This window comes from Leisingera sp. NJS201 (genome assembly GCF_004535885.1).
GTDB lineage: Bacteria > Pseudomonadota > Alphaproteobacteria > Rhodobacterales > Rhodobacteraceae > Leisingera.
This window is the reverse complement of record NZ_CP038234.1, coordinates 1,810,551-1,827,184: the sequence shown is the minus strand read 5'-3', so window position 1 is coordinate 1,827,184 and position 16,634 is coordinate 1,810,551. Positions and strand designations below refer to the sequence as shown.

Here is a 16,634-nt window from a genome sequence, read left to right as displayed (position 1 = left end):
GCAGTCATTCTTTGCTTATGTGCAAGGATCGAACGATCATGGCGGCCTTGGTCCTGCTGCTTGGCACGGCGGCCTGCGGACCGCTTCCTGTTTATTACAGGCAGGGGGCAGAAGTCTCGCGCCTGCAAAGTGATGAGCTTGGCTGTGCGGCACAATCGCTGCGGGATGCGCCCGTCGCCAATGAAATCCGCCAGCACCCCCCGGTTTTCCACCCCGGCCGCAAAGTCTGTTCCGGCGGCAGCTGTTATTACCGGCCCGGTTACTGGGTGAACGGCGGCATCTACACGGTGGATGTGAACAGACCCCTGCGCCTGCGGCTGGAGAAATCCTGCATGGCATCCAAGGGCTACCAGCAGATCGCGCTGAAACGCTGCACCCGGCGCAACCCCGCCGCCGTAGCCGGACCGCAGCTGGCCCCGCTGAGCGAAGCATCCTGCGCGCAGCGCAACAAGGATGGCAGCGTCAGCATCCGCACCGGCGGCTAGGCGCACTCCCTTGCCGAAAATGCGCGGCAGGCTAACTTTGAATTGCGCCTCCGGTTCAAGTAAGCTGGCGCCGGATTGTTTGTTGACCAGTATTTCATAAAGAAAGGTACCCGATGCGGATACATTTCCTGTTTGCCGCGCTGCCTCTTGCAGCTGTGACAGCCGCCTGCGAACCCGTGGCACCGATTGCCCCGCCACCGGCGGCAGCCCCAGCGCCGGCACCTGCAACATACAGCGCGCCAGCAACGCGGCCGGCACCTGCAGCGGCTCCCAGGGCTCCGGTCATCCCGGCAGAAGAAGCGCCTGAACCCGCCTATCAAGGCGGCGGTGGCGGAGGTTCCGGCGGCGGCGGCGGCGGCGGTGGTTCCGGCGGTGGCGGCGGCGGAGGCTGGGGTTAAACCCGGGTGCTGCCATGATCCCCCATCATTCCAGAATCCCCTCCCTTGCAGCAGCCCTTTTGACCGGCACAGCGCTGCTGCCGGCAACGGCTGCCCAAGCGGCATATGAAACCAGCGAACGGGGCAATGCCCCGGAAACCGCCATCGTTGTCGGCATTCAGGACTATGACCACGTCACTGACCTGACCAACACCCGTCAGGATGCCAAGGCCATGGCTGAAATGCTCAGCTCCTTCGGCTATACGGTTTACGAAGGCTATGACCTGGACAAGCGCGGGTTTGAAGCGCTGCTGCGCCAGGCCGCTCTTAATATCCGCGACGGCAGCCAGGTGTTCTTCTACTATGCAGGCCACGGTATTCAGCTGGGGCGGCGCAATTACCTGCTGACCAGTGATGCGGAACTTACTGGCATTCACGATCTGCCTTTCCAGTCAGTCACCCTTGACCGCGTCTCTGCCATTCTCGGCGGCAAGGCAGGCAGCCAGATCCTGATGCTGGATTCCTGCCGCGACAATCCCGTGCCGGATGCCAAGCTCAACGCTGAGGTCGGCGCCCAGCTTTACGAAGCGCGCGAGGGATTTGACGTGTTCCGCCCGCCGCTCAACACGCTGGTGGCGTTTTCAACATCTCCCGGCGCCACGGCGCTGGATGGCGAGCCTGGCGGCAACAGCCCCTATACCGCCTCGGTCGTGCGTCATTTTCCGGACCGGCCTGACGAAGATGCAATGACTGTCCTTTCGGCAATTCGCGGCGACGTCTATGCGGCGACCGGCAACACTCAGGTGCCATGGGAAAGCTCGACGCTGATGCAGAAGGTCTATCTGCGCCCGGCAGAGCGGTCATTGAACATTGCCAAGGCTGAAGCCGAAACCGAAGCGGCCGGCCTTGACCGGATGCCCGCCGTGCTGTCGGTGAAAATCCCGTTGGGCCGCGCGCTGGAACTGGCGCCGGAGATCAGCCCTTATGTCAGTGCAGGCACAACGGTTTCAATTGTTGAATCGCCCTCGTCCGGCGTGACATCGCTGCAAACCGGGGACAGCAGCGGTCTCAGCCTCAGCTATGCGCCGAAACTGACCGAGCTTCCTGCCCGCAAGGATGGCGGACAGGTCCGCAAGGACCGGATGGTGCTGCGCCTGGCCCAGGCCGGCGCGGTGCGGGACGTGACCGTGAACCTGGAAATGATCGCCCGGCAGTGCGACCTGGAAGCCGGTGATCTGCTGGATCTGCAGGGGGTTGGCCTTTACCGTTACCCCAATGAAATCAACCTTGAGGATGCCGAGGCTGCCTGCCGCGATGCTGTCGGGGCCGCGCCGGATATCGGCCGCCTGCACTATCAGCTGGGCCGCGCGCTGCAGGGTCAGGGCCGCTTGATCGAAGCCTATGAAGCTTTTGAAAAGGCCGCCGAACTGGACCACGTCCGCGCCTATAACGCCGTCGCATATCTGCATGTCACCCCGAATGTCGACCGCGAAACAGTGCCCATCCCCTACAACCCGGACAAGGCCTTTGCCCTGTGGGACAAGGGGATAGAGGCAGGAGACCCCTTCTCGATGCACGCCAGAGGCAAGCGGCTTTTGCGAAAAAGCAGCACCCCGGAGGAAAAGCGGCGCGGTTTTGACCTGCTGAGCCGCGCAGTGGAGCTGGGCCATACCTATTCAATGAACGAACTTGGGGTTTTCTTTCTATGGAGCGGCGATGAGCTGGCGCAGCCGGAGCGCGGCTTCTCCTACCTGCAGGCCTCTGCCGGACGCGGCGATATCTATGGCACCGCCAACCTTGGCTATGTCTACCGCGACGGCGGCGCGGGCCAGGCGGTGGACAAGGAAAAAGCGCGCGCGCTGTTTGCCGAAGCGGCACAATTGGGCCATCCCCATGCCCCGGCTGAGATCGGCCGGATGATCATGGGCGGCGACTTGCCCGGCAGCGACGCAGCTGAAGCGCTGGAATGGTATGACATGGGGCTGTCGCGCGGCGACGCCTGGGGTGGTTCGAACGGCGCTTGGGTAGCCCTTAACAGGCTGCCGGACCGGATCCCCGCCCATGCTGCTGCTGCGCGGGCAGGCAAGGCGATGGCTTTGAACGATCCCGATGCACGCGCCGCAGCGCGGGAATTGCTGACCGGCATGGCCGAAACAGACGTTGCCGCAGGCACCCAGTACATCCTGCGCCAGCTGGGGGCCGGGATTGCCATCGACGGCCAGTTCGGCCCGTCATCCCGCAAGCAACTGGGCAATTGGGCGCGCCAGGCAGGTCTGCCCGCAACCGTTCCCGGCGATGCCATCAGCCAGCTGCGACTGGCCGCGCAGATCCATTTTGCGCTGAACCCGATCCGCCAGGACCTGTTCTGACCCTATGATGCAGCACCGCCTGCGTCCGGTGGTGCCGGGCGCAATGGCGGCCTGATCAGGCCTGCTCTTCCTCGGCCTCCACATGCGCCACCCGGGCGCCTGCCTTGTTGGAGGTCACCACCCCCAGCGACTTCAGCTTGCGGTGCAGCGCAGACCGCTCCATGCCGACAAACGACGCCGTGCGGCTGATGTTGCCGCCAAAGCGATTGATCTGGGTCAGCAGGTATTCGCGCTCAAACGCCTCCCGCGCCTCGCGCAGCGGCAATGTCGCCAGCGCGCCGGACAGGACCACGCGGCCCTCCTCCTGCGGCTTGTCTTCTTCGCGCGGCAAATCCTTGGCCTCGATCGGGCCGCTGCCATCGCCAAGGATCAGCACCCGCTCCACCAGATTCTTAAGCTGGCGCACGTTGCCCGGCCATAGCATGGTCTGCATCAACGCCACCGCCTCTTCGGTCAGCACCCGCAGCGGCAGCCCCTGGGCTTCGTTGAACTGAGCAATGAAATGGCCGGCCAGCAGCGGAATATCCTCGCGCCGGTCCGCCAGCGACGGCACCGCAACCGGCACCACATTCAGCCGGTGATACAGCTCTTGCCGGAACCCGCCTGCTTCGATTTCAGCATCCAGGTCTTTGTTGGTGGCGGAAACCACCCGCAGATCGACACGGATTTTGTCCGAACCGCCAACGCGCTGGAACTGCTGATCCACCAGCACCCGCAAAATCTTGGACTGGGTACCCAGCGGCATATCGGCAACTTCATCAAAGAACACCACACCGCCATGCGCCTGTTCCAGCAAGCCGGGTTCCACCCGCGCTCCGAGGATTCGCGGCCGAACAGAACCTCTTCCATCCGGTCGGGTTCGATACTGGCACAGTTGACGGTGATGAAGGGCGCGGACGCCCGGTTTGAATTGGCATGGATATAGCGCGCAGCAATCTCTTTGCCGCTGCCGGCCGGCCCGGTCAGCATTACCCTGCCGTTCGACTTGGTCACCTTGTCCAGCTGGCTGATCAACGTCCGGAACGACGCAGAGGTGCCGATCATTTCCGCCGGGCCTGTATCCCTGCGCTTGAGATCCGAATTTTCCCGGCGCAGGCGCGAGGCTTCCATCGCGCGGCGGATCACCACCATCAGCTGGTCGATATTGAAGGGCTTCTCGATGAAATCATAGGCCCCCTGCTTGATCGCTGCGACAGCGATTTCGATGTTGCCGTGTCCGGAAATGATCACCACCGGAACTTCCGGATTGTCGCGCTTAACCGCCTTCAGAATATCGATACCGTCCATCTGGCTGTCCTTCAGCCAGATATCCAGGATCATCAGCGCCGGTTCGGCGTCTTCCAGACGGGCCATGCATTCGTCGGAATTGGCAGCCTTTCGGGTGGCATAGCCTTCATCCTCAAGAATATCCGAGACCAGTTCCCGGATGTCGCGCTCGTCATCTACAATCAGAATGTCACTCATGTCAGACCTGCTTTCACTGTGCTCTTGTTTGGCGCCGCTGCCCGGTTTGCGGCGGGCAGACGGATTACCGCCATCGCGCCGTAATGCGCGTGTCCCTCGAATACCGGGGCATCTTCCAGCGTCAGCGTGCCCCCGTGCTCTTCGATGATTTTTTTAACGATCGGCAGCCCCAGCCCGGTGCCCGCATCCCGCGTGGTCACATAAGGCTCAAACAGCCGTGCCCGGTCTTCGGGCAAGCCGATGCCGTTGTCGGCGATACGGACTTCATAGAAATTGCCTGCCTTGACTGCTGCCACCCGGATTTCCGGCACCAGCCCCTGCGGATTTTCCTTTATTTGCAGGCTTTCAATGGCTTCGCCTGCGTTTTTGATCAGATTGGTCAAGGCCTGCCCAATCATTGTGGCATCCAGATCCGAAGGCATGGCTGTCTCGGACAGCTCCGCCTTGATCCGGACACCGGGCTGGCCCTGCTGCTGCAGGATAACCGCGTCCCGCAGCAGTTTGACCAGATCCTCTTCGCGCCGCTCCGGTTCCGGCATGCGGGCGAATTTCGAGAATTCATCGACGATCCTGCGCAGATCATTGGTCTGGCGCACGATCACATCGGTCATGGATTGCAGCTGATCGCTGTTCTCCTCGCCCAGTTTGGGCGCGAATTTGCGTTTGATCCGCTCCGCGCTCAGCTGGATCGGGGTCAGCGGGTTCTTGATCTCATGGGCAATCCGGCGCGCCACATCGCCCCAGGCCGCCATCCGCTGGGCGCTGACAAGATCGGTCACATCATCAAACGCCACCACATAACCTTCCAGCCGGCCCTGTTCCGACCGGCGCGGCGACATCCGCACCAGCAGGTTTTCCAGCCGGCCCTGACGCGTGACTTTGATTTCCTCCTGCACAACCTCGGCGCTGGTTTCGATCAATTCCACAAACAGCGGCCCGAACTCCGGCACTGCAACGGACAAGGCCAGGGATTGCTGATCCTCCTGCCAGTCCAGCAGCCGCTCAGCCGAGCGGTTTACAAATGTGACACGCCCGTCGGCATCCAGCCCGGCAACCCCGGACGTCACCGATGACAGCACCGAATCAAACAGGCGGCGGCGGCGTTCAATCTGGCGGGTGTTGTCCACAAGGCGCCCGTGCTGCGCCTTAAGTTCGCGCGTCATCTGATTGAAATACTGACCCAATTGGGAAATTTCATCGCCACCGTCGTCAATCGGCACCTGCACGTCCAAATTGCCGGAGCCAACCCGTTGCGCCGCCACCGTCAGCCGTCCGACCGGACGCGACAGCCGCTCGGCAAACCACATTCCCAACCACATCGCCGCCAGGATCAGAATCACTGCAAAACCGATATAGAGCAGCGCAAATTCAAACAGCACCCTGCCGCGCTCGCTTTCCAGCTGCTGATACAGATGGGCTGTTTCCTGGGTGTCGTCCAGAAGGTTCAGAAGCTCGCCGTCCACATCGCGGCTGATGTACAGGAACCGGTCGACAAACGCCTCCAGCCGCACCAGCGCGCGGAATTCACTGTTGTTCCAATCCTCAATCAGCAGAAACCCGTCCGCACGGGCGGCACCGATCTGGCGATTGTTCGGCTTCTCGAAATCGAACTCGTAAGACCGCTCGCCGCGCGCCCGGATCAGGCCGGCGCTGTCGACGATATATGCCTCGCGCAGCCCGCGCTGAATTTGCAGCTGGCCTTGCGACAGCACCAGACGAAGCTCAGCATCATTGATGAAGAAACTGCGCGAACGGCTGTTGTCCAGGTAACGCGCCAGCGCCCGGGCATCTTCGCTCAGGTCATTTTTCTGCTGCGTCTGATAGGCGTCCGCCGCAGCCAGAGAGCTGCCGATCACCTGCCGCACCCGCTGCGAAAACCAGCCCTCCAGCCCGACATTCACCGTCAGCACGGCGAACACGGCCACGATGACTGTGGGGATCAGTGCCAAAAATCCAAAAGCGCCGATCAGCCTCAGGTGCAGGCGGGATCCCGCTGACTTGGAGCGCCGCGCGGCAAACAGGCGGACAATCTGGGCCATCACCAGCGCAGCGATGGTCAGGATATAGACCAAATCCGCCAACAGAATGAGTCGCAGCGACCGGGACGACGCGCCCTGCCCCAACGGGCCGATGATAAGGAATGTCGCCAGTGCCAGAGCCGGCCCCAGCACCACCAGCCCGATAGTGCCGATATTGCGGGCCCGGCGGGTTCTCCGCCACCGGTCCAAGGCCGCAAAAGGCCCGTATGCTGCCCTCAGATGTGACTTATGCGCCACTGACTGCCCTCATCCTGATGTGCGACTCTTTGCGAGTCACCGCCATATCTCGTGGCCCTGCCTAGGAAAATCACAACAAGGCCACATTTCTGTGGCGATATTACATCAGTTTGCGGCGGCGTGTCACCTCAATATCCAGATCAGTGATCTTCTTTCGCAAAGTATTCCGGTTGATCCCCAGCAATTCGGCGCATTTCGCCTGGTTGCCGCCGGTCGCCGTCAGCGCGATTTCGATCAGCGGCGTCTCTACTTCGCGCAGCAGCCGCATATAGAGACCCGGCGGCGGCAGCAAGTCGCCATGCAAATCGAAATAGCGCTGCAGATGGCGGGCCACGGACTCAGATAGCTTTTCATTGGCAAGACCTGCCACCGCAGGCTCCGGCCCGCTCTGCGGCCCCAGCACAGCGGCCGCATCGGACTGGCTGATTTCCTCATTGCGGGCCGTCAGCGCCAGCCGCCGGACGGTGTTTTCCAGCTGGCGGACGTTGCCGGGCCAACCGAAATGGCGCAGCGCTTCGCGCGCGCCCTCGCTCAGCTCGCGGTGCGGCGCGCCTTCGTTCTCGGCCCGGATCAGGAAATGCTCGGCCAGCAGCGGAATATCCTCCACCCGTTCCCGCAGCGCCGGCACTTGCAGCGCGGTGCCGCAAATCCTGTAGTAGAGATCCTGGCGCAGCTCCCCGGCTTCCATCGCCGCGGCCAGGTCTTTCTGACTGGAGGCGATGAACCGCGGTGCGTGGTCGCCCGGCGTGTCCATCATCCGCACCAGCCGAGCCTGCGCTTCTTCCGGCAGGTCCGCCAATTCGTCAATCACCAGCGAGCCGCCCTTGGCCTGGGCCAGCAACCGCGCCGGGCCTTCCAGGTCGATCAATGCCGCAGCATCCGCGTGGATAAAAGGCAAAGTCCGCCGATCTGAAAAGTCATGAATAGCCTGCGCAATCAGAGACTTACCCGTACCGCTTTCCCCAGTGATCAACAACGGCAGTTCCGTGTTCATCACCCGCGCGATCAGCCGGTACAGCGCCTGCATCACCTCGCTGCGGCCAATCAGCGGCAGCTCTTCCGGATGATCCGGCGCTTCGGTCTTTGCGGCTGCAGGCGCCACCCGCTTGGCCGCCAATGCTTTGGCCGTGCGCTTCATCAGCTCGGGCAGGTCAAAAGGTTTCGGCAGATAGTCGTAGGCTTCCGCTTCCTCTGCCTTGATCGCCGTCATGATGGTATTCTGCGCCGAAATCACGATCACCGGCAGCCCGGGCCGGTCGGCCTGGATCTTGGGCAGCATCTCCAGCCCGTTTCCGTCCGGCATCATCACGTCTGAAATGACGGCATCGCCTTTCCCCTCGGCCACCCAGCGCATCAGAGTGGTCAGCGAAGAGGTCGCATGCACTTTGCAGCCCGCGCGCGTCAGCGCCTGGGTCAGTACGGTGCGGATGGTGCGGTCGTCATCTGCGACCAGAACGGTGCCGTCCATGGATCAGCTCTCCTGCGGTTTTGCGTCACGCGGCACGCGCGACAGCGACAGCCGGAACAGCGTGCGCCCGGGAACCGAGCTTACGGATATCCAGCCATTATGCTCCGAGAGGATCTTGCTCACCAATGCAAGCCCCAGCCCGGTGCCATTCTCCCGGCCCGATACAAACGGGTCGAATATGTCATCCTTGATCTTCTCCGGCAGCCCCGGCCCGTCGTCGCAGATTTCAATTTGCAGCGGCAGAAGTTTACCTGTTCCATCACTGCGGCGCAGCCGGAAGGAATGCTCATAAAAAGTACGGATGGAAATATTTCCACCCTTATTATCAGCCGCTTCCGATGCATTCTTAAGAAGGTTCAGCACCACCTGCAGCAGCTGATCCGCATCCCCCCAGGCCATCGGCAGCGAGGGATCGTAGTTTTCCGTTATAGTCATGCGGGCACCAAACCCCAGCAGCGCCGACCGCCGCGCCCGGTCCAGCACATCATGCAGATTCACCGGTTTGAAGGCCGGCCCGGTCAGGTTTCCGAACTGCTCCACCTGATCCAGAAGTTTCACGATCCGGCGGCTTTCGCTGACGATCAGTTCAGTCAGTTCCAAGTCTTCGGACCTCAGGTTCATACTCAATAGCTGGGCCGCGCCGGTGATCCCCGCCAGCGGGTTCTTGATCTCATGTGCCAGCATCTCCGCCATGCCAATGGCCGAGGCGGCGGCAGATTTCGCCGAATGAGTCTGGGTCATCCGCCCGGCAAGTTCGCGCGGGGTGACCATCAGCAGCATCACACCCTCCTGCCCCTGCAAAGGGGCGATCTGCACCCCGCATTGCAGCGGCGCCCGGCTGCCCGAACCGACATCAATGTCATTCACGAACAGCGGCGTGCCCTGAACACGGGCGCGGGCAAAGGCTTCTTCAATCGGCGCGTCAATGGCCAGCGTGTCCCAAACGGGCTGCCCCACCAGCGCCTTGCGCGAGGTATTCAGAAATCCCTCACCCGCCGCATTCACATCGGCGATCCTGTCCCGGGAATCGATCAGGAACGCGGGCACTGGCAGAGAGGCCCAGAGGGCGGCACTGTCCATCATGCGGCGGCCTCCGCATCTTGCGCGCTCAGCGCCTCCGGCAGCAGGGCCAGGACCTCTGCCGGGTCTTTTTGCGTCAGCACCGCCCGGCGCATCGCGGGGCCGGTCCCGGTCTCATCCATGTACCAGCCCAGATGCTTGCGCGCGACGCGCACGCCCAGGTCCTGCCCGTAAAACTCTAACATCGCCTTGTAATGCTCTGAAACCATAAGGATCAACGCATCACCTTCCGGCACATTCGGTGCCGGCGCACCCCATAGCTCATGGGCCACCTGAGCAAGCAGCCAGGGCTTGCCTTCGGCGCCGCGCCCGATCATCACGCCGTCAGCACCGGACAATTCCAGCGCCCGGCGTGCGGTTGCTGTGTCCACGATGTCGCCATTGGCCAGCAGCGGCACTGTCACAGCGTCCTTGACGCCCCGGATCGCCGCCCAATCGGCCGAACCCTTGTAGAACTGGCAGCGGGTGCGGCCATGAATCGTAATCATCTGCACGCCGGCATCGCAGGCCCGCCGCCCCACGTCCGGCGCGTTCAGGCAGTTGTCGTCCCAGCCCAGCCGGGTCTTCAGCGTCACCGGCACATCCACCGCACCGACCACCGCCTCGATCAGCCGCAGCGCGTGATCCGGCGCCTTCAGCAGGGCTGAGCCTGAATAGCCATTGGTAACCTTTTTGGCAGGGCAGCCCATGTTGATGTCGATGATCCGCGCGCCCTGCCCGGCGACGTGTTTCGCGGCCTCGGAAATCCAGTATTCATCCCGTCCGGCCAGCTGCACCGCGGTGTTCTCCACATCTGCGCTCAGCTCCGCCCGTTCGCGCACACCAGGCTTGGCCTGTACCATCTCCTGGCTTGCCACCATCTCACTCACCATCAGCCCCGCTCCGAAAGAGCGGACCAGATCCCGGAACGGACGGTCGGTGATTCCAGCCATCGGCGCCAGCGCGATCGGCGGAGACATGGAGGTGGTTCCAAGCGTGAAGGACAACTGCCTAATCCTTGTGCAACTGAGATGTTTTTACCCGAAGCCTTTGCTATGCAGCAATGAAACTGCGCTTTGCAAGGCACAGCAAATCACCACTTGCCTATTTTTCAGGCACATTCCGTGGGGTGATTGCCTATCCCTGCGCCACCTCATAAACAAATGCCGAACTTATCATGAGGCCCGCATGACCACCGCAGCCCTGATCGTCGCCGCCGGCCGAGGCACCCGTGCAGGCGGCGGCACGCCGAAACAATGGCGTCCGCTGAAAACCCGCCGGGTGATTGATTGGACGCTGGAGGCCTTTGACAAAGCAGGTGTGGATCTCACGGTGCTTGTGCTGTCGCCCGATGACATCGCCGCTTGGGACGAATTCTCCGGTCGCCCCAGCTTGATCCTGGCCGAGGGCGGTGCCGAACGCGCAGCCTCTGTCCTGAACGGGCTGAAGGCTCTGGAGACGCATGGCGTGGAGAAAGTGCTGATCCACGACGCCGCCCGCCCCTGTGTCAGCAGCGATCTGATCCACAGCATTCTCAATGCCTTGGACGAGGCACCTGCAGCAGCCCCGGCGCTTGCTGTGACCGACGCGCTGTGGACTGGCGAAGAGAGCACCGTCACGGGTACTCAGGACCGCAATGGCTTATTTGCGGCGCAAACCCCGCAAGGGTTCCGCTACGGCGCAATCCTCGCTGCCCACAACGCCCATCCCGGCGGTGCCGCAGATGATGTTGAGGTTGCGCGCGCCGCAGGTCTTGACGTTGCAATCATTCCGGGCGAGCCGGACAATATCAAAATAACCCGCCCCGAGGATTTTGCCCGGGCGGAACGCATTCTGGGAGCTGACATGGATATCAGGCTTGGCAATGGCTACGACGTGCACCGGTTCGGCCCCGGCGGCAGCGTGATCCTCTGCGGTGTCGAAATCCCGCATGAGAAAACCCTGCAAGGCCACTCCGACGCCGATGTCGGGATGCACGCCGTCACCGATGCGATCTATGGCGCACTGGCCCGTGGCGACATCGGCCAGCATTTCCCGCCCTCCGATCCGCAGTGGAAGGGTGCTGCCAGCGAGATTTTCCTGCGCCATGCCGCCAATCTGGCGCGCGAGATGGGGTTCACCCTGTCGAACGTCGATTGCACCCTGGTCTGTGAATACCCCAAAATCGGCCCCCACGCGGCCCGCATGCGTGACGTCATGGCCCAAAACCTGGGCATCGAGGCTGACAGGGTGTCGATCAAGGCCACCACGTCTGAACGCCTTGGCTTCACCGGCCGCGGCGAGGGCATCGCCGCCATCGCCACCGCTGCCCTGGTGAAGACATGACACCGGCCCAGATGATCGGCACCGTCTGCGGCGTTGGCTATATGCGCCCGGCCCCTGGCACCTGGGGATCGCTGGCCGCCCTGCCGCTTGCCTACGGGCTGCATCAGCTGGGCGGCTTCCCGTTGCTGGCTCTGGCGACCCTTGCCTGCATCCCCGCTGGCATCTGGGCGACCAAGATCATGACCACCGGCAGCGACGACCACGACCCATCGGAAATCGTGGTGGATGAGGTCGCAGGCCAGTGGATCGCGCTTTGGGCCATCTCCTATCCGGCCTGGGCGCATGGCATTCCTATCACCGCACTTTGGCCTGGCTGGATCAGCGCGTTCCTGCTGTTCCGCCTGTTCGACATCTGGAAACCCGGCCCTGTCGGCTGGGCAGATCGCAAAGAGGGCCCGTTTGGTGTTATGATGGATGATGTTATCGCCGGCATCATGGCCGCCATCGGCGTTGCCCTGCTGGCCGGCTTCTCGCACGGGGTACTGGGATTATGAGTGTGGATGTGGCAAAACTGATCACCCAGGCAAAGGCGGCAGGTCTCACCATTGCCACCGCCGAAAGCTGCACCGGCGGCATGATTGCCGCGGCGCTGACGGATATTCCCGGCTCCTCCGCCGTGGTCGACCGCGGCTTTGTCACCTATTCCAACAACGCCAAGATGCAGATGCTGGGCGTGAAGGCGGAAACTCTGGACGCCAAAGGGGCGGTCAGCGAGGAGGTCGCGGCTGAGATGGCCGCAGGGGCCGTGGCACAGGCAGGTGTTTCGCTTGCGGTCTCTGTCACCGGCATCGCCGGTCCCGGCGGATCAGAGTTCAAACCCGAGGGCCGCGTCTGTTTTGGCCTGGCGCGTGCAGGCTATCCTGCGGTGACTGAAACCGTGGACTTCGGCGCCATTGGCCGCGCCAATGTCCGAACAGCGGCCCGCGATCACGCGCTGTTCCTGCTGGTGCAGGCAATTTCTTAAACCGGCCGCATTCCGGGCAGCACCTGCAAAAGCCTGCCCAAAAAACCGGCACTTGCAAAAAAGCCGCCGATTTGTGCGGCTTGCGAACCTCTGCCGCTTTTTTTCGCGCAGGTTTTCCGCTTTCTCCTGACCTCACCGGTTTTTCAAGGGGAAGGAACACTCGGATGAACGGAGCGGATACCGCATGGATCATTGTGGCCACGGCCCTGGTCCTTTTCATGACACTGCCAGGGCTGGCCTTGTTTTACGGCGGGCTTGTACGTGCCCGCAATGTTCTCAGCGTCTTTATGCATTGCTACGCCATTGCCTGTTTGATGAGCGTTCTGTGGCTCGCCTTCGGCTACACAATCGCCTTTGGCAGCGGCACCAGCGGCCTGTGGGCGGGCTGGACAAAATGTTCCTGAACGGTGTCACCGCAGACAGCCTGTCCGGCACCCTGCCCGAGGTTCTGTTTTTTGCCTTTCAGATGACGTTTGCCATCATCACGCCCGCGCTGATCGTAGGCGCCTATGTGGAGCGGGTCGGCTTTGGCTTTGTCCTCGTGTTCTCGGGGCTTTGGATGCTGCTGTGCTATGCGCCGGTGGTGCATTGGATCTGGGGCGGCGGTTTCCTGGCCGATGGCGGTATCTTCGGTGAAACGGGTGTGAAGGACTTTGCCGGCGGCATCGTGGTGCATGAGACAGCAGGTATCGCTGCGCTGATCATCGCCTTCTACCTTGGCCCGCGTAAAAACCGCGCCATCCCGCCGCACAATCCCGGCTATGTGATGATCGGGGCCGCGATGCTGTGGGTCGGCTGGTTCGGCTTCAATGGCGGCTCGCAGCTGACCGCGGACGGCGGGGCCGCAATGGCGCTGACGGTGACACATATCTCTGCTGCTACTGCGTCGCTCAGCTGGGCGCTGTGGGAAAAGATCAAATACGGCAAGGCGTCGCTGGTGGGTCTGGTCACCGGCACCATTGCGGGGCTTGCCTCAATCACCCCGGCCTCCGGCTTTGTCGGGCCCATGGAAGCGCTGATCATCGGCGCCATTGCCGGCGTGCTGTGCCAGGAGATGGTCAACCTGGTGCGCAACAAGATGCAGATCGACGACACGCTGGATGTGTTTGCCGTGCATGGCGTCGGCGGTATCTTTGGCACCATCATGATTGCGGTCTTCGGTGCCGGCACCTGGGCCGCGCAGCTGGGCGGGCTGGCCATTGTCGGCGTCTTTACCGTGGCTGTGACCATTGCGCTGGTGAAAATCTCCGCTTTCATCACGTCTTTGCGCGTGGATCTTGAAAGCGAGACCAACGGCCTCGATCTTTCAGTACATGGTGAGCGTGCGTACGACATGAACAGCTGACCCCGGCTATGGCGCATGCCGCCACTCACGGCAGACGGTGCAATTTCCGCACCGGGCGGGTCCCTTCGGGGGCCCGTTTTGCGTTCTAAACCAGCGGCTTCAGCAGCCAGGCCTGCTCCAGCGCATTGCAGCGCTCACCGATCCGGCCGTCTGCCGCACGTTCCTCAGCAAGCGTGATTGCATGGGTTTCCTGATACAATGCCTGCACAGTTTCACCTGGCACCGAAAACGGCGGTCCCTGCATCAAAGACTGGTCATAATCAAACCCGACCAGCAACTGTTGTGCCGGGCCTGCAATCCTGTTGATGTGCGCGGCATAGGCCTCGCGATCCTCAGGCTTGACCGCGACCAGTGCCGCACGGTCGTAAATTACATCCACTTGGCCAATATGCGCCGGGGTCAGTGCAAAGAAGTCACCCGCAAAAAGGGTCAGAGCGCCCGCCTGGAAACATATAAGGTCCCCTTGCCGGATCACCTCAGGCTCCAGACCCTGGCGGGCAAAAACCTCCTCAACAGCGCCCTGATTGAATTCAATCCCGGATACCTGCAGCCCTTGGGTGCACAGCCAGTCCAGGTCCAGTGCCTTACCGCAAAGCGGCACAAAAACCGACTGGCCCGCGTGCAAGCCCAGCTTTGGAAAATGCTGCGTCAGCAGGGTGTTGGGCGCATCTTCGTGAAAGCCGATCCGGTTCTCGCGCCAGCGCGCCTGCCAAAAGTCCTGTTCCATCCCGGCGCAACCTTTCCTGATTGATATTGAGACCAGCCCCGATACAACTTCAAGCCCGCCTCAAGTCAATTCAGAAATGCCGGTCAAAGCGCGTGTCAGGTGTACAGCTCCGCCGCCCGGCGTTCAAAAGCGCGCACAATGCGCTGCATCGCCTCGTTGAAGACCACGCCGATGATACTCTGCAGCACCGCGTTCTTAAATTCGAAATCAACAAAGAAGGACACATCACAGGTGCCGTCCTCGCGCGGGGCAAAGGCCCAGTGGGACTTCATGTAGCGAAATGGGCCGTCCAGATATTCGGTATCAATCTTACGCTCGCCCGGATACAGCGTCACCCGGCTGCCAAAGCGTTCACGGAACACCTTGAAGGAGATTACCAGATCCGCCTCCAACACTTCGGCCCCGCCGATCGGTGCGCGGCTGCGGATGCGGGCGGCGGCACACCAGGGCAGGAATTTCGGGTACTGCGCGACATCAGCCACCAGATCGTACATCTGCTGCGCCGAATAGGGCATCTGGCGGGTTTCCGAGTGTGTGGGCATCGGCCTGCTGATTTTCTGCTACAATTGTGCCGCGTCATGTCCTATGAACGCGCGGGAAATTCAAGGGGGCAGCCATGTCACAGCGTCCATATGTCATTGATGTGATGATCTCGGCCAAGGCCATTGCAGCACGGATCGAAGAGCTTTGCGGGGAAATCAAGGCTGAATTCCGCGATACTGACAAGCTGGTCGTGGTTGGCCTGTTGCGCGGCAGTTTCGTATTCATCGCCGATCTGGTGCGGGAGCTGGACCTGCCGATCGAGGTTGATTTCCTCGAGGCATCTTCCTACGGCGACTCAATGGAAAGCAGCCGGGAAGTGCGTATTCTCAAAGACTTGCGCGGCGCCATTGAAGGGCGTGACGTGCTGGTTGTGGAAGACATCGTCGACACCGGCCACACGCTGAACCATGTCACCCACCTGCTGCAAAGCCGCAATCCGGCGCGGCTGAAATCCATTGCGCTGCTGGACAAGCCATCGCGGCGTGAAGTGGATTTCCGCTCGGATTGGGTGGGTTTCGAAATCCCCGACGAATTTGTTGTCGGCTATGGCATCGACTATGCGCAGCGCAACCGGAACCTGCCGCATATCGGCAAAGTGCGGTTCACCGGCGAGGACTAGGCCAAGCCCCAAGCGGCGGGCGGACTCGCCCGCCCTGCGCGTGCCGTGGTGACCAGGCTCCCTGCGTGCCCCTGCACACTACCAGTGCAGCCAGCCGCAGGCATCGTGCAGAAATGCCACAAAATTCAGAAACCTGCGCGCCGCCGCGCACCGGCACAGCTCCGCCTGCCGGCCCGCTGCTGCCGGCGGTTTCCAGCGCAGCGGATTTGCCTTTTCTGCCCGGCTCGATCAACTGAAGCGCAGAAGCAGTGACGACAGGAAATCCGCAATGAAGAAGGTAATGGCGGCAGCCGCAGCAGCAGCCATGGGTCTTGCCCTTGCCCCCGAAGTGTCCCACGCAGGACCGCCGAAATGGGCGCCGGGCCACAAGAACAGCGCGGCTCATTATGCGCCGGGCCAGGTCAAGAAACGCCAACGCGCCAAAAACGGCCATGACCACGGCCATATCCAAGGCGGTGATTGGATTTATGTGGATGACTACCACCGCTGGGGGCTGGAGCCGCCGCGCGACGGGCACCGCTATGTGCGCCAGGGCGACAAGATCTTTGAGGTGGTCAAAGACACGCTGGCCATCATCGGCGCAGTTGCCGTTGTTGATGCGCTGGTGAATTGA

The 16,634-nt window shown here is 62.0% G+C and carries 13 protein-coding genes and 2 pseudogenes; 8 read left to right on the top strand and 7 right to left on the bottom strand.

Annotated features, from left to right (window positions below):
* The first annotated feature begins 38 nt into the window (after nucleotides 1–38).
* Both ETW23_RS09060 and ETW23_RS09050 read left to right on the top strand, forming a co-directional pair.
* Nucleotides 39–485: a hypothetical protein gene (locus ETW23_RS09060; protein WP_237454427.1), complete on the top strand. Its 447-nt coding sequence runs from the start codon at nucleotides 39–41 to the stop codon at nucleotides 483–485.
* A gap of 457 nt (nucleotides 486–942) precedes the next feature.
* Nucleotides 943–3,231, top strand: a complete 2,289-nt coding sequence (locus tag ETW23_RS09050; RefSeq protein ID WP_247676675.1) for a caspase family protein — start codon at nucleotides 943–945, stop codon at nucleotides 3,229–3,231.
* Nucleotides 3,232–3,286: 55 nt separating this feature from the next.
* Here the strand turns inward: ETW23_RS09050 and ETW23_RS09045 are convergent.
* The 5 genes and pseudogenes from ETW23_RS09045 to dusB all read right to left on the bottom strand — a co-directional run bounded on the left by ETW23_RS09045 (nucleotide 3,287) and on the right by dusB (nucleotide 10,505).
* Nucleotides 3,287–4,695, bottom strand: a pseudogene (locus tag ETW23_RS09045) (sigma-54-dependent transcriptional regulator).
* A complete protein-coding gene (locus ETW23_RS09040; RefSeq protein ID WP_134829798.1) occupies nucleotides 4,692–6,971 on the bottom strand; it encodes a PAS domain-containing sensor histidine kinase in 2,280 nt (759 codons plus the stop codon). The pseudogene ETW23_RS09045 and the gene ETW23_RS09040 overlap by 4 nt, the downstream one beginning before the upstream one ends.
* Nucleotides 6,972–7,071: 100 nt before the next feature.
* Nucleotides 7,072–8,439 (bottom strand): response regulator, encoded by a 1,368-nt coding sequence (locus ETW23_RS09035; RefSeq protein WP_134829797.1) that lies wholly within the window; start codon nucleotides 8,437–8,439, stop codon nucleotides 7,072–7,074.
* Nucleotides 8,440–8,442: 3 nt separating this feature from the next.
* Nucleotides 8,443–9,522: a nitrogen regulation protein NR(II) gene (locus ETW23_RS09030; RefSeq protein WP_129370777.1), complete on the bottom strand. Its 1,080-nt coding sequence runs from the start codon at nucleotides 9,520–9,522 to the stop codon at nucleotides 8,443–8,445.
* The gene (gene dusB, locus ETW23_RS09025) at nucleotides 9,519–10,505 is read right to left on the bottom strand and encodes a tRNA dihydrouridine synthase DusB (protein WP_134829796.1); all 987 of its coding nucleotides are present in this window, start codon (nucleotides 10,503–10,505) and stop codon (nucleotides 9,519–9,521) included. The genes ETW23_RS09030 and dusB overlap by 4 nt, the downstream gene beginning before the upstream one ends.
* Before the next feature lie 181 nt (nucleotides 10,506–10,686).
* Between dusB and ETW23_RS09020 the strand changes: the two genes are divergently transcribed.
* The 4 genes and pseudogenes from ETW23_RS09020 to ETW23_RS09005 all read left to right on the top strand — a co-directional run bounded on the left by ETW23_RS09020 (nucleotide 10,687) and on the right by ETW23_RS09005 (nucleotide 14,132).
* Nucleotides 10,687–11,823, top strand: coding sequence for a bifunctional 2-C-methyl-D-erythritol 4-phosphate cytidylyltransferase/2-C-methyl-D-erythritol 2,4-cyclodiphosphate synthase (locus tag ETW23_RS09020; protein WP_134829795.1), 1,137 nt, complete (start codon nucleotides 10,687–10,689; stop codon nucleotides 11,821–11,823).
* A complete protein-coding gene (locus ETW23_RS09015) occupies nucleotides 11,820–12,317 on the top strand; it encodes a phosphatidylglycerophosphatase A (protein WP_134829794.1) in 498 nt (165 codons plus the stop codon). Before ETW23_RS09020 ends, ETW23_RS09015 begins: the two co-directional genes overlap by 4 nt.
* Nucleotides 12,318–12,319: 2 nt before the next feature.
* Nucleotides 12,320–12,787, top strand: coding sequence for a CinA family protein (locus ETW23_RS09010; RefSeq protein ID WP_134831291.1), 468 nt, complete (start codon nucleotides 12,320–12,322; stop codon nucleotides 12,785–12,787).
* Between the two features lie 164 nt (nucleotides 12,788–12,951).
* Nucleotides 12,952–14,132, top strand: a pseudogene (locus ETW23_RS09005) (ammonium transporter).
* An 85-nt stretch (nucleotides 14,133–14,217) separates the two neighbouring features.
* Here the strand turns inward: ETW23_RS09005 and tmpT are convergent.
* Together tmpT and ETW23_RS08995 are read right to left on the bottom strand one after the other, a co-directional pair.
* Complete coding sequence (gene tmpT, locus ETW23_RS09000; RefSeq protein ID WP_134829793.1) at nucleotides 14,218–14,859, bottom strand: thiopurine S-methyltransferase; 642 nt, start codon at nucleotides 14,857–14,859, stop codon at nucleotides 14,218–14,220.
* A 95-nt stretch (nucleotides 14,860–14,954) separates the two neighbouring features.
* Nucleotides 14,955–15,401: a type II toxin-antitoxin system RatA family toxin gene (locus ETW23_RS08995; protein WP_134829792.1), complete on the bottom strand. Its 447-nt coding sequence runs from the start codon at nucleotides 15,399–15,401 to the stop codon at nucleotides 14,955–14,957.
* A gap of 74 nt (nucleotides 15,402–15,475) precedes the next feature.
* On the opposite strand from ETW23_RS08995, the gene hpt reads away from it, so the two are divergent.
* Both hpt and ETW23_RS08985 read left to right on the top strand, forming a co-directional pair.
* On the top strand, nucleotides 15,476–16,021 hold the full coding sequence (hpt, locus tag ETW23_RS08990) for a hypoxanthine phosphoribosyltransferase (RefSeq protein ID WP_129370770.1): 546 nt from the start codon (nucleotides 15,476–15,478) through the stop codon (nucleotides 16,019–16,021).
* Between the two features lie 268 nt (nucleotides 16,022–16,289).
* Nucleotides 16,290–16,634, top strand: coding sequence for a hypothetical protein (locus ETW23_RS08985; protein WP_205879954.1), 345 nt, complete (start codon nucleotides 16,290–16,292; stop codon nucleotides 16,632–16,634).

Coding starts and splice junctions, on each gene's coding strand:
- ETW23_RS09060 (WP_237454427.1), top strand. CDS start 39: ATGGCGGCCTTGGTCCTGCTGCTTGGCACGGCGGCCTGCGGACCGCTT.
- ETW23_RS09035 (WP_134829797.1), bottom strand. CDS start 8,439: ATGGACGGCACCGTTCTGGTCGCAGATGACGACCGCACCATCCGCACC.
- ETW23_RS09030 (WP_129370777.1), bottom strand. CDS start 9,522: ATGATGGACAGTGCCGCCCTCTGGGCCTCTCTGCCAGTGCCCGCGTTC.
- ETW23_RS09020 (WP_134829795.1), top strand. CDS start 10,687: ATGACCACCGCAGCCCTGATCGTCGCCGCCGGCCGAGGCACCCGTGCA.
- ETW23_RS09015 (WP_134829794.1), top strand. CDS start 11,820: ATGACACCGGCCCAGATGATCGGCACCGTCTGCGGCGTTGGCTATATG.
- tmpT (WP_134829793.1), bottom strand. CDS start 14,859: ATGGAACAGGACTTTTGGCAGGCGCGCTGGCGCGAGAACCGGATCGGC.
- ETW23_RS08995 (WP_134829792.1), bottom strand. CDS start 15,401: ATGCCCACACACTCGGAAACCCGCCAGATGCCCTATTCGGCGCAGCAG.
- hpt (WP_129370770.1), top strand. CDS start 15,476: ATGTCACAGCGTCCATATGTCATTGATGTGATGATCTCGGCCAAGGCC.
- ETW23_RS08985 (WP_205879954.1), top strand. CDS start 16,290: ATGAAGAAGGTAATGGCGGCAGCCGCAGCAGCAGCCATGGGTCTTGCC.